Source organism: Streptomyces sp. Ru71 (assembly GCF_002920535.1).
Lineage (GTDB): Bacteria > Actinomycetota > Actinomycetes > Streptomycetales > Streptomycetaceae > Streptomyces.
Genome location: NZ_PQSS01000079.1, coordinates 20757 through 34122 on the forward strand (window position 1 = coordinate 20757; position 13366 = coordinate 34122).

The window sequence follows — 13366 nt, forward strand, 5'->3', positions numbered from 1 at the left end:
GCGGGATAAAGCCCCTGTGAAGATCGCTCCGTTCCATCGAATCCGCGACCGCGGATCGTCAGGAAGGGAGCTGATCGTGCGTCACAGACCTGTGGCTCATGACGGTGTGAGAACACGGCGCGGGAACGGCACACGCCGCCTGCGCCGGATAGCGCTCGGTGTGGTGCTGGCCCTGGCCGCCGAGACCGCGCTGGTCGCCGAGGACACCGGGACCGTCTTCGCCGCGGACCTGGGCACCTCGGCGCAGCACTCCGCGCACTCGGGCAAGGCCGCCGCGCCGAAGGGCCCGGCCGAGGCCAAGGACGAGGCCTCGGCGGTGCTGATGGCCCGTCTGCAGCACCGCAGGATCGAGGTGCTGTCCGCGCGGACGGCGGACTCCTCGACCTACGCCCTGCCGAACGGGCAGATGCAGACCGAGGCGTACGCGGGACCGGTCCGGGTCAAGCAGGGCAGCGTGTGGAAGAGCATCGACACCGCGCTCGCCGACACCGGTGCCGACCTCACGCCCGCCGCCGCGGCCGCTGACATCGCTGTCTCCGACGGCGGCGACCAGCGCCTGGCCTCGGTGCGCCGGGGCAAGGCCGCCTTCGGGCTGGGCTGGCAGAGCAAGCTGCCCGCGCCGGCGGTGAAGGGCAACACGGCCGCCTACCGCCTGGGCGGCGGGCAGACCCTGTCGGTGACCGCGCTCGCCCAGGGCTTCTCCGAGAACATCCAGCTCGCCCAGCGCCCGGCCGGGGACAGCGTCTCCTACCGCATCCCGCTGGACCTGGCCGGACTGAAGGTCTCGCAGGCCGCCTCCGGGCATCTGCTGCTCAAGGACGCGGCGGGCAAGCTGGTCGCCGAGGCACCGGCCCCGATGATGTGGGACGCCTCCAAGGACCCCGCCTCGGGCGAGTCCGCGCACCGCCGCCAGGTCACCACCCGCGTCGAGACCGCCGCCGACGGCAAGCAGACCCTGGTCCTGACCCCGGACAAGGGCTTCCTGGCCAAGGCCACCTACCCGGTCACCGTCGACCCGACCACCACGCTGGCGGTCACCACCGACACCTGGGTGCAGAACCCCGACTACCCCGACTCCCAGGTCTCCTCCGAGGAGCTGAAGTCGGGCACGTACGACGGCGGCAGCGACACCGCGCGCTCGTACCTGAAGTTCGACGTCTCCAAGCTCGCGGGCAAGCACATCACCGCGGCGACGATGTCGCTCTACAACTACTACTCGGCCACCTGCTCCACCTCCGGTGCCGCCACCCAGGCCAAGCGGATCACCTCCACCTGGTCGTCCTCGTCGATCACCTGGGGTGCCCAGCCGTCGACCACGACGACGGACATGGCGACCAACACCGGCCACTGGGGCTACTCCTCCTCCTGCCCGGCCGCCTGGTCGAACTGGAACCTCCAGGCGATGGTGCAGTCGTGGGCCAACGGCACCACGAACTACGGCATCCAGCTGCGCAGCGCCGACGAGACCGACTCCACCAGCTGGCGCCGCTTCCGCTCGGCGAACTACTCCACCGCCGGGTACGCGCCGAAGCTGTCGGTGACGTACAACTCCTACGCGACGACGTCGTCGGCGGCGATCTCGCCGAACTTCCCCAACCCGTACAACGGCAAGACGTACGTCACCTCGCTGACGCCGACCCTGTCGGCCAAGGTGACGGACGCCGACGGCGGGAACGTCCAGGGCCAGTTCGAGATCACCGCGGACCCGGCGTACGCCGACACCACGTACACGTACACGGCGTACGGCAAGACGGTCGCCTCCGGCTCCTCCTCCACCCTGACCATCCCGTCCGCCAACGCCTTCCCGGCGGGCAAGCACCTGCGCTTCCGGGTGCGCGGCTACGACGGCACGGACTACGGCTCGTGGTCGGGTTACACGACGTTCGTGCTGAACACCGCGCTGCCGGCCGCGCCGACGATCTCCTGCACGCCGTACACCGAGAACACCTGGACGGCGACCAGCGACAGCGGCGCGACCTGCACCCTGGACACCTCCGCCACCGACGGCATGGGCTACTACTGGGGTCTGGACGACTCCTCCGTGCCCGGCCGGGTCTACGACACCACCGACGGCACCGGCGGCGACCCCCTCACCATCACGATCAAGCCCGGTGAGGACTGGCACAAGCTCTACGCCAAGACCGTCGACTCCGGTGGCAACGTCTCCACCTCCGCCACCACCTACGCCTTCGGCGTCGGCAACGGAGCGGGTCTGCTCACCCCCGGGGAGGGCGACAGCGCCGCCCGCCGGGTGAGCCTGACCGCCACCGGCAGGACCACCTACACCGGTGTCACCTACCAGTACCGGCGCGGCGAGACCGACACCTGGCACGACGTGCCGGTCGCCGACGTGACCAAGTCCGCGGACGGCTCGGCCGTCTCCGCCTGGCCGCTCGCCGTCACCAACGGCACCCCGGCGGCACTGACCTGGAACGTGACGACCAGCCTCGCGGAGGACGGCCCGGTCGACGTCCGGTCGGCGTTCACCGACGGCACCACCACCGCGTACTCGCAGCCGCACACCATCACCGTCGACCGCAACGCGGGCACCGCGCCCAGCGAGGACGTCGGCCCCGGCTCGGTCAACGCCCTGACCGGTGACTACACCCTGTCCGCCACGGACGCCTCCGGCTTCGACCTCTCGGTCACCCGGACCGCGTCCTCGCGTCGCCCGGCCGCCGGTGCGAACGCGGAGGGCCAGGTGGCCATCTTCGGTCCCCAGTGGACCTCCGGCACCACCGCCGAGATCACCGACTCGAACTGGGCGTACGTCCGCAAGACCTCGGCCACCTCGGTCGCCCTGGTCGACGTGGACGGTGACGAGACCGGCTTCACCGCCACCTCGTCCGGCGGCTGGAAGCCCGAACCCGGCTCCGAGGACCTGACCCTGACCGGGTCGCTGACCGGCTCCTTCACGCTGAAGGACGACGAGGGCACCACGACCACCTTCGCCAAGGTGGACCCGGCCGCCACGACCTGGCAGGTCTCCAGCACCTACCTGCCCACCGACAACTCCACCACCAAGGTGGTCTCGGAGAAGGTCACCGTCGGCACCAGCACCCTGGCCCGGCCCAAGTACGTCATCGCGCCGACCTCGGCGGTGGCCGCGTCCACCTGCCAGACCACGCCGGCGACGAAGGGCTGCCGGATGCTGGAGTTCGTCTACGCGACCTCCACCACCGCCACCTCTGCCGCCCTGGGCGACTTCAACGGCCAGGTCAAGCAGATCAAGGAGTGGGCGACCGACCCGGGAGCCGCCTCCGCGACGGCCACCGTGGTGGCGCAGTACTCCTACGACGACGCCGGGCGTCTGCGTGAGGAGTGGGACCCGCGGATCAGCCCCGCGCTGAAGACCGCCTACACCTACGACTCCGCCGGCCGCGTCGCCACCCTCACCCCGCCCGGGGAGCTGGCGTGGACCTTCACCTACGGCAAGGCGGGCAACGCCGCCACCGCCGGCGACGGCATGCTGCTCTCCGCCTCCCGGCCGAACCTCACCCAGGGCACCCAGAACACCCCGGACGGCACCAACGCCACCAGCAGCGTCGTCTACGACGTCCCGCTGACCGGCACCAAGGCGCCGTACGCGATGGGGACTTCGGACGTCGCCGCCTGGGGCCAGGCCGACGTTCCCACGGACGCCACGGCCGTCTTCCCGGCCGACTCCGTCCCGCTGTCCCACAGCGGCACGGATCTGGCCGCCACGGACTACAAGCGGGCCACGCTCACCTACACGGACAACTCCGGCCGTGAGGTGAACACCGCGACGCCCGGCGGCCACATCACCACCACCGAGTACGACCGCTTCGGCAACACCGTCCGCGCCCTGACCGCCGCCAACCGCGAACTGGCCCTGGCCACCAGCGGCGCCGGCCAGGCCGAGCAGGTGGCGCTGAGCATCGACCAGCTCACCACCGCCGACCGCGCCGAACTCCTGTCCACCCGCTCGGTGTACTCCGCCGACGGTCTGCGCGAGACGGACCAGTACGGCCCGCTGCACCTGGTCACGCTGGCGTCGGCGCTGTCCGGCGGCGGCACCGGCACGGATCTGCCGGCCGGTACACAGGTCGCCGCGCGGCAGCACACGGTGAACACCTTCGACGAGGGCCGTCCCACCGACGGCACCGCCACCGTCGCCAACCAGATCACCACCACGCAGGTGGGCGCCCACGTCGACGGCTACACGGCCGACGCGGACGTACGGACCACCAAGACCGAGTTCGACTGGGTCAAGGGCCTGCCCACCGCGACGATCACCGACCCGAGCGGTCTGGCGCTGAAGAAGACCACGTCGTACGACTCCCAGGGCCGGGTCACCAAGACCACCCTGCCCAAGTCGAACGGCACCGACGCCGGCGCCACCGTGACCACCTACTGGTCCGCCACCGGCACCGGCGCCTGCAACGGCCGCCCCGAGTGGGCCGACCTGGTCTGCTCCACCGGCCCGGCCGGCACCATCACCGGCGGCGGCTCCAACCCGGCCGAACTGCCCACCAAGACGGTGGAGTACGACCGCTGGGGCAACACGGCCAAGACCACGGAGACCGCCAACTCCGTCACCCGCACCACCACCAACACCTACGACGCGGCCGGACGCCTCACCACGACGTCCGTCACCGGCGGCGTGGGCACCGCGGTCCCGGACACGACCACCACCTACGACCCCGCCAGCGGTGACGTCGCCACCGTCACCTCGGGCGGGCAGACCATCACCCACACCTACGACACCCTCGGCCGGGAGATCTCCTACAGCGACGGCGCCGGCAACACCACCGCCACCAGCTACGACGCCCTGGGCCGGCCGGTGAGGAGCACCGACTCCGCCCCCTCCACCACCACCTACACCTACGACACCGCCAAGGACCCGCGCGGCCTGGAGACCTCCCGCACCGACTCCGTCGCCGGCACCTTCGCCGCGACCTACGACGCGGACGGCGACCTGGCCACCCAGTCCCTGCCCGGCGGCTACACCCTGACCATCGGCCAGGACGAGACCGGCGCGACCACCTCGCGCACCTACACCAAGGACAGCGACGGCACCACCGTCGCCTCCGACACCGTCGACGAGACCGTCCACGGGCAGATCGCCGACGACGCGAACACCGCCGGCCAGAGCCGCAGCCGCTCCTACGGCTACGACGCGGCCGGACGCCTCACCCGGGCCGACGACACCGACCCGGACGGCGCCTGCACCCGCCGCGACTACACCTTCGACAACAACACCAACCGCACCGGCCTGGCTGTGGCGACCGCCGCCGTCGGCGCGGCCTGCACCTCCACCGGCGCGACCACGACGTCGTACACCTACGACAGCGCGGACCGCCTGGTGAACGCCGGCACCGCCTACGACGCCTTCGGCCGCACCACCACGCAGGCCTCCGGCGCCACCATCGGCTACTACACCAACGACCTCGTCCGCACCCAGACCTCCGGCACCAGCCGGCAGACCTGGAACCTGGACGCGGCCGGCCGCCTGGCCTCCTGGACCACCGAGGCCCAGGGCGCCGACGGCACCTGGAGCCAGACCGGGTCCAAGACCAACCACTACGGCGCCGACGGCGACAGCCCCGACTGGATCCAGGAGTCCAGCGGAGTCGTCTCCCGCAACGTCCAGGGCATCGGCGGCGACCTGGACGCCGTCACCGCGGCCGGCGGTGGCACCGTCCTGCAGCTCACCGACGTCCACGGGGACGTCACCGTCCAGCTCCCGCTGGACACCACGCAGGCCCCGACCGCGTTCGCCTACGACGAGTACGGCAACGCGGAGGGCGACACCACCGCCGCCCGCTACGGCTGGCTCGGCGGCAAGCAGCGCTCCAGCGAGACGGTCACCGGCGCCACCCTCATGGGTGTCCGCCTCTACGACCCGACCACCGGACGCTTCCTCAGCGTGGACCCGGAGCCGGGCGGCAACGCCAACGCCTACGACTACGTCAGCGGCGACCCGCTCACCGGGTACGACCTGGACGGCAGGTGGGGCTGGCACTGGCACCCGCGCCGCTGGTGGCACAGCGCCAAGCACTGGGCGCGCAGGCACCACCTGGGCCGCCACCTGCGGTTCGCCGCGCACATCGCGATCGGTGTCGGTGCGGGCGCGCTGATGGCCGGCATGTGCGCGGGCACCGGCGGCCTCGGCTGCCTGCTGGCCGGCGGTGCCATCTGGGGTTCCGCGGGCATCCTCGACTACGCGGTCTCCCACCGCGGCTGGCACCACGCCAGCCGGCGCGGCGCGAGCGCGGCCTACTGGAAGGGCTATGGAATCGGCTTCTTCAGTGGGTTCATCGGCCGCAGGTTCTTCGTGGGCCACGGCCGGCACCGAGGGCGGTGGCGCTGGTAGCGGAAAGCCGCTGACCGACCGCAGTGATTGACCGGGCGGGGCCGCTCATGGCCTTATCGGTGCCATGAGCGGCCCCGCCCCCCGACCCTTTTTCCGGAGTTCGCCGATGAACGATTCCAAGTCCGAGTACAACGCCTTCGCCCGCGCGTGGGGCCCGAAATTCCTGATCTCAGCCCTGGTCGTGCTCGTCGTCTACATGACGCTCGTGACCTGGCTGGCGCCGGAGGCGTGGCGGTTCCCGCTGTATCCGGTCGGCATGATCCCCGTATACCTGCTGGCCCGCTGGTTCGCACCGCGTTCCTAGGCGCGCACCCGCAGCTCCTTGACCCCGTTGATCCACGCGGAACGCAGGCGGCGGGGCTCGCCGGCCAGGGTCAGACCGGGCATGGCGTCGGCGACGGCGTTGAAGATCAGGTCGATCTCCAGGACGGCGAGTGACTTGCCGAGGCAGTAGTGCGGGCCTCCGCCGCCGAACCCCAGATGGGGGTTGGGGTCGCGGGTGATGTCGAAGGCGCCGGGGGCGTCGAAGACCTCCGGGTCGTGGTTGGCGGAGGCGTAGAAGAGGCCGACCCGGTCGCCCTCGCGGATGCGCCTGCCGCCCAGTTCGGTGTCCTGGGTGGCCGTGCGCTGGAAGGAGACGACCGGGGTCGCCCAGCGCACGATCTCCTCGGCGGTGGTCGCCGGGCGCTCGGCCTTGAACAGCTCCCACTGCTCGGGGTGCGTGAGGAAGGCGTGCATGCCGTGGGTGATGGCGTTGCGCGTGGTCTCGTTCCCGGCCACCGCCAGCATCAGCACGAAGAAGCCGAACTCGTCCGAACGCAGGTTCCCCTCGTCCTCGGCGGCCACCAGCGTGGTGACGATGTCCCGGGCGGGGCGCTCCTTGCGCGCGGCGGCCATGTTCATGGCGTAGGCGATGATCTCGGCGGCGGACTCGCGGCCGACCTCCTCGGTGATGGCGTACTCGGGGTCGTCGTAGGCGATCATCCGGTTCGACCAGTCGAAGATCTTCGCCCGGTCCTCCTGGGGTACGCCGATCAGCTCGGCGATGGCCTGGAGCGGCAGCTCGCAGGCGACGGAGGTGACGAAGTCGAACGGGCCGGGGTGGGCGCGGGCCTGTGCGACGATCGCCTCGGCGCGGGAGCGCAGCCGCTCCTGCAGCGAGCGGATGGCGCGCGGGGTGAACCCGCGCTGCAGGATCTGCCGGACCCGGGTGTGCTCGGGCGGGTCCATGTTGAGCAGGATCAGCCGCTGCGCCTCGATGGCGTCCCGTTCGATGTGCTCGTTGAAGCGGATGATCGCGGTGTTGAGTGAGGACGAGAACAGCTCGGGGTGCGTGGAGACGTACTTGACGTCCCCGTGGCGGGTGACCGCCCAGTAGCCCTCGTCCTGGAATCCGGCCACGTTGCGGGGCTGCTCGACCCAGTGGACGGGTTCCGCCCGGCGCAGCTCGGCGAACTCCGGCAGGGGCACGCGGCGGTGCAGGACATCGGGGTCGGTGAAGTCGAAACCGTCGGGCAGCGCTGGGCAAGGCATCGGCGACTCCCGCCATCTGACGGAGCATCAGGAATGCCGAGACGGTAGTGACGGCTTTCAAAGACCGCAAGACCCTTGCGGTGACCGGCATCACATCAGCAGACTGCACCCAGAACTAGAACACGTACTAGTTCCGGTGAAAGCCCCCGGCCCCCGGCCCCCGGAGAGGACCGCCCCCATGGCTGCCGAACCCGTGATCGTCGAAGCCGTCCGCACCCCCATCGGCAAGCGCGGCGGCGCGCTCGCCAACCTGCACCCCGCCTACCTCCTGGGCGAGACCTACCGCGAACTCCTCGGCCGCACCGGCATCCCGGCCGACTGCGTCGAGCAGATCGTCGGCGGCACGGTCACCCACGCCGGCGAACAGTCCATGAACCCCGCGCGCACGGCCTGGCTGACCATGGGCCTGCCCTACGAGACGGCCGCGACGACCGTCGACTGCCAGTGCGGCTCCTCGCAGCAGGCCTCGCACATGGTCGCCAACATGATCGCGGCCGGCGTCATCGACGTGGGCATCTCCTGCGGCGTGGAAGCCATGTCCCGCGTCCCCCTGGGCTCCGGCTCCAAGCACGGGCCCGGACGGCCCTTCCCCGACGAGTGGAACGTCGACCTGCCCAACCAGTTCGAAGCCGCCGAGCGGATCGCCCGCCACCGGGGACTGACCCGCGAGGACGTCGACGCGCTCGGGCTGCGCTCCCAGGAGCTCGCGGCCGTCGCCTGGTCCGAGGAGCGCTTCAAACGGGAGACGTTCGCCGTCCAGGTCCCCACCACCGAGGACGAACAGCACGCCGGTCAGGGCATGTGGCGCCTGGTCGACAAGGACGAGGGCCTGCGCGACACGTCCCTGGACGCGCTGGCCTCGCTCAAGCCGGTGATGCCGACGGCCGTCCACACGGCCGGCAACTCCTCCCAGATCTCCGACGGCGCGGCGGCCGTGATGTGGGCGTCCAAACGGATGGCCCGCGCGCTGAAGCTGCGGCCCCGGGCCCGGATCGTCGCGCAGGCCCTGGTGGGCGCCGATCCGCACTTCCACCTGGACGGCCCCGTCGACGCGACCAAGGCGGTGCTCGGCAAGGCGGGCATGTCCCTGAAGGACATCGACCTGGTGGAGATCAACGAGGCGTTCGCATCGGTGGTGCTGAGCTGGACCCGGGTCTTCGAACAGGACCTGGACAAGGTCAACGTCAACGGCGGTGCCATCGCCCTGGGGCATCCGGTGGGGGCGACGGGGGCCCGGCTCATCACCACGGCCCTGCACGAGCTGGAGCGCGCGGACCAGGAGTTCGCCCTGATCACGATGTGCGCGGGCGGCGGCCTTGCGACCGGGACGATCATTCAGCGGCTGTAGCCCCGGTGACCGCGCCGGTGGGTGCCCGGTCAGCCGGGAGCACGGCCCCTCTCCGGCTCCCCGGGCACCCTGCCGGCCCGGGGAGCGGTGGCCGTGGCCGCCGTGGCCCGGGGTCCCTGGAGCAGGTACGTCAGGGCGAAGCCGGCGCCGACCACCGCGGCGCCGCCGGCCGCGTCCAGCACCCAGTGGTTGCCGGTCGCCACGATGGCGGAGACGGTGAGCAGCGGGTGCAGCAGGCCGAGCGCCTTCATCCACCGCTTCGGCGCGAGGATCACGATCACCAGGCCGCACCACAGCGCCCAGCCGAAGTGCAGCGACGGCATCGCCGCGTACTGGTTGGTCAGCTCGGTGAGGGTGCCGTAGTCGGGCCGGGAGAAGTCCTGCGGTCCGTTGACGGTGTCGGTGACGCCGAGGCCGGGCATCAGGCGCGGCGGTGCGAGCGGGTAGAGCCAGAAGCCGGCGAGGGCGAGCACGGTGGCGAAGCCGAGCGCCGAGCGGGCCCAGCGGTAGTCGACCGGGCGGCGCCAGTACAGCACACCGAGGATGGCCAGCGGGATGCCGAAGTGGAACGACTCGTAGTAGAAGCTGAAGAACCTCTCCAGCCAGCCGACCTGGACGACCGTGTGGTTGACCCACCGCTCGACGTCGAGGCGCAGGAAGGCTTCCAGGTCGTGGATCTGATGGCCGTGGTGCTCGGCGCGGCCCCGGCCGCCGGTGCTGCTGCCGCCGGCCGCGGCAAGCCTGACCTGCGCGTACGCCCAGTAGGTGAGGCGGATCAGCAGCAGCTCGAAGAGGAGGTTCGGGCGGCTGAGCACGCGCCGCAGGGCGGGCGCGAGCGGGATGTGGCGCAGGCGGGCGGGGACGGGGGCCGCGTACCGGGTGGGAACCGGAGTGTCGTAGTACGGCGAGGAGCGGACCAGGAAGGGGACGGCGGTGGCGGCGGCGACGGCGGCCACCAGGACGAGGTTCTCCAGCAGCGGCTGGAACAGCGGCTTGTCCGGCAGCAGCGTCCTGGCCGGCAGGGTCATGATGAGGACGACGGCGACGGGCCACACATACCGGTCGGCGGCCCGCCTGCCGACCCGGCCGACGACGGTGAGCAGCACCCACAGCAGCTGGTGCTGCCAGGCCGCGGGCGAGACCGCGATGGCGGCGCAGCCGGTGAGGGCGACCGCGAGGAGCAGCTGCCCGTCGCGGGCGTAGCGCACCGCACGCCGTAGGCCGACGACGGCGACGGCGGCGCCGAGGGCGAGGCAGACGGCGGTCTCCAGCGGGCCGGTGAGGCCGAACCGGAGCAGCGCGCCGTGCAGGGACTGGTTGCCGAGGGCGTCCGCGCGCCCGCCGAGGCCCGCCCCGGCCAGGTGGTGCAGCCAGTAGGTGGCGGAGTCGTGCGGCATCGCGGCCCAGGCCAGCGCGGTGCAGGCGGCGAACGTGGCGCCGGTGGACAGCGCGGCCCGGCGCCGTCCGGTGCACCACAGCAGGGGTGCGAACAGCAGCAGGGTGGGCTGGAGGGCGGCGGCCACGCCGGTCAGCACGCCGGCGGCCCGCGGGCCGCGTACGACGAACAGGCCGAGCAGGACCAGCAGCACCGGCAGGATGCTCGTCTGGCCGAGCCACAGGGTGTTGCGGACCGGCAGCGACAGCATGAGCAGGCTGATCGCTACGGGTGCGGCGGGCAGACGGGCGCGTCGGGTGACCGGCTGGGGCAGGGCCCGGGCGGCGACGACGCCGAGCGCGGCGACCAGCAGCAGGGTGCCGAAGGTCCAGCCCCAGCCGAGGGCCTGTTCGGCCGCCCGGGTGAAGGGCTTGAGCACCAGGCCGCCGAACGGGGTGCCGGTGAACCGGGTGGAGTCGTACAGGGAGCCGTTGACGTGCAGGACGCCCGCGGGGCCGACCCAGGTCTCCAGATCGGTCAGGCGCCGGCCGCGCGGGCTGGTCAGGACGGCCGCGACCTGGCGGGCGGCGAGGAGGGCCGCGATCAGCCACAGGAGGAGTCCGAGGGCGCGCAGGCGCGTCCGGGCCGCGCCGACAGCCGTCGCTCCGACGGCTCCCGCCGGTCGTCCGCCGTGTTCGGTATCCGCCACGCCTTCTCGACCCTCTCGGCCCGTCGTCGCACACCCTCACTTCGCCTGACGTCCACTCCCCTTTTGTCCGGAAAACGATAGTCGGCCCTCTTTGTGAACGCCTGCGCGAGGCGCGAGAAGGATCACACCGCGCCGGCGGATGATCCGTGAGCGACCGGGCAGATGCCCCTGCGCAACCGACGTTTTCCTGCCCTGTGCAGCTGAGCGCGTACTGCCCGTAACAGGACCAACGCCGCCTATGGTCGGTTTTCGGTCCGCCGTCAGCGCCGTCGCGTGGGCCCTGTCTCTGTCCCCGTCGAAAGGCAGGCGAGCGAAGTTTTGTCGGCTGCGACCGCCGCTCATCCCGTCCGGCCCGTCACTCTGAGGAAGACCCCCGACGCCACCGTCACCGACCCGGCGCTCGTCAAGCGCGCCGTGAAGGCGGCCGCGCTGGGCAACGCCATGGAGTGGTTCGACTTCGGTGTCTACAGCTACATCGCGGTCACCCTCGGCAAGGTCTTCTTCCCCTCGGGCAACCCGACCGCACAGCTGCTGTCCACGTTCGGCGCATTCGCCGCGGCCTTCCTGGTCCGGCCCCTCGGCGGCATGGTCTTCGGGCCGCTCGGCGACCGCATCGGCCGCCAGAAGGTCCTCGCCGTGACGATGATCATGATGGCGGCGGGCACGTTCGCCATCGGGCTGATCCCGTCCTACGCCACGATCGGCGTCGGCGCCCCGGTGCTGCTGCTGGCCGCCCGCCTGGTGCAGGGCTTCTCCACCGGCGGCGAGTACGCCGGCGCCTCCACGTTCATCGCCGAGTACGCCCCCGACAAGCGGCGGGGCTTCCTCGGCAGCTGGCTGGAGTTCGGCACGCTGGCCGGTTACATCGGGGGTGCGGGGCTGGTCACCCTGATGACGGCGCTGCTGTCGTCGGACGACCTCACCTCGTGGGGCTGGCGTATCCCGTTCCTGATCGCGGGTCCGATGGGCATCATCGGCCTGTATCTGCGGATGAAGCTGGAGGAGACCCCGGCGTTCGCCGCCGAGGTCGAGAAGGCCGAGGCGGCGCGTCCGAAGGTGCCGCTGCGCGAGATGATCGCGGGGCAGTGGAAGGCGCTGCTGCTGTGCATGGGGCTGGTGCTGGTCTTCAACGTCACGGACTACATGCTGCTGTCGTACATGCCGAGCTACCTCACGAGTGAGCTCAAGTACGACGAGACGCACGGGCTGCTCGTGGTGCTCGGTGTGATGGCCCTGATGATGATCGTCCAGCCGTTCGCCGGTGCGCTGACCGACCGCGTCGGGCGCCGCCCGGTGATCGCGGCGGGCTGCGCGGGGTTCCTGGCGCTGTCCATCCCGGCGCTGCTGCTGATCCGCCAGGGCAGCCTGGTCGCTGTCGCGCTCGGCATGGGGGCGCTGGGTCTGCTGCTGGTCTGCTTCACGGCCGCGATGCCGTCGGCTCTGCCGGCGCTGTTCCCCACGCGGGTGCGGTACGGGTCGCTGTCGGTCGGCTTCAACGTCTCCGTGTCCCTCTTCGGCGGGACGACTCCGCTGGTGGTCACGGCGCTGATCGGGGCCACGGGGAACATGATGATGCCCGCGTACTACATGATGGCGGCGGCGGTCGTCGGTGGGGTGGCCGTCTGGTACATGACGGAATCGGCGGGCCGCCCGCTACCGGGCTCCGCGCCGGCGGTGGAACGGGCGGCGTAGGGGCGTCGCTTCGTCTGCGGGCGCGGGTGCCTGCGGCGCCGGGCCGGTTTTCGTCTGCGGGTGCGTGGGGGGTTGCTCGCGGGTGCCTGCGGCGGCCTGTGCCGGTTGCGTCGTGGCTGGTCGCGCAGTTCCCCGCGCCCCTGAAATGCCTGCGGCGGCCCGCGCGGGTCACGTCGTGGCGTGCGTAGCGCCTTTGCCTCGGTGGGTGGGTCGGGGCCGGGGTGGGGGGTATCCGTCCTCGGTCCGGCCCACTGTCCCCGACACGGGTGCCGTTGGCGGTGCCGGCCGCTGTGGGCGGACACCCCCCACCCCGTCCCCTCCCCGCCGTCGGCGGCTGCGGGCCGCCATCGCCTTAGCTGCGCGCCGCCGCGC

Annotated in this window: 6 protein-coding genes; 4 read left to right on the forward strand and 2 right to left on the reverse strand. The window is 71.7% G+C overall.

Annotation, left to right across the window (positions count from 1 at the left end; all coding sequences use genetic code 11):
- Positions 1-106 precede the first annotated feature (106 nt).
- Together C3489_RS31555 and C3489_RS31560 are read left to right on the forward strand one after the other, a co-directional pair.
- Positions 107-6337 (forward strand): DNRLRE domain-containing protein, encoded by a 6231-nt coding sequence (locus tag C3489_RS31555; RefSeq protein ID WP_258055037.1) that lies wholly within the window; start codon positions 107-109, stop codon positions 6335-6337.
- 106 nt (positions 6338-6443) lie between these two features.
- Positions 6444-6641: a hypothetical protein gene (locus tag C3489_RS31560; protein WP_103785530.1), complete on the forward strand. Its 198-nt coding sequence runs from the start codon at positions 6444-6446 to the stop codon at positions 6639-6641.
- Here C3489_RS31560 and C3489_RS31565 read toward each other — a convergent pair.
- Positions 6638-7870 carry a cytochrome P450 gene (locus C3489_RS31565; protein WP_103785531.1) on the reverse strand — a complete coding sequence of 411 codons (1233 nt, stop codon included), beginning with the start codon at positions 7868-7870 and terminating at the stop codon, positions 6638-6640. The genes C3489_RS31560 and C3489_RS31565 overlap by 4 nt on opposite strands.
- Positions 7871-8048: 178 nt before the next feature.
- Here C3489_RS31565 and C3489_RS31570 point away from each other — a divergent pair, with 178 nt between their 5' ends.
- Positions 8049-9218, forward strand: a complete 1170-nt coding sequence (locus C3489_RS31570; RefSeq protein WP_103785532.1) for a steroid 3-ketoacyl-CoA thiolase — start codon at positions 8049-8051, stop codon at positions 9216-9218.
- Positions 9219-9247: 29 nt separating this feature from the next.
- On the opposite strand, the gene C3489_RS31575 is transcribed toward C3489_RS31570, so the two are convergent.
- A complete protein-coding gene (locus C3489_RS31575) occupies positions 9248-11302 on the reverse strand; it encodes a bifunctional glycosyltransferase 87/phosphatase PAP2 family protein (RefSeq protein ID WP_103785533.1) in 2055 nt (684 codons plus the stop codon).
- A gap of 318 nt (positions 11303-11620) precedes the next feature.
- On the opposite strand from C3489_RS31575, the gene proP reads away from it, so the two are divergent.
- Positions 11621-12994 (forward strand): glycine betaine/L-proline transporter ProP, encoded by a 1374-nt coding sequence (proP, locus tag C3489_RS31580; protein ID WP_103785534.1) that lies wholly within the window; start codon positions 11621-11623, stop codon positions 12992-12994.
- Positions 12995-13366 lie beyond the last annotated feature (372 nt).

Coding starts and splice junctions, on each gene's coding strand:
- C3489_RS31570 (WP_103785532.1), top strand. CDS start 8,049: ATGGCTGCCGAACCCGTGATCGTCGAAGCCGTCCGCACCCCCATCGGC.
- C3489_RS31560 (WP_103785530.1), top strand. CDS start 6,444: ATGAACGATTCCAAGTCCGAGTACAACGCCTTCGCCCGCGCGTGGGGC.
- C3489_RS31565 (WP_103785531.1), bottom strand. CDS start 7,870: ATGCCTTGCCCAGCGCTGCCCGACGGTTTCGACTTCACCGACCCCGAT.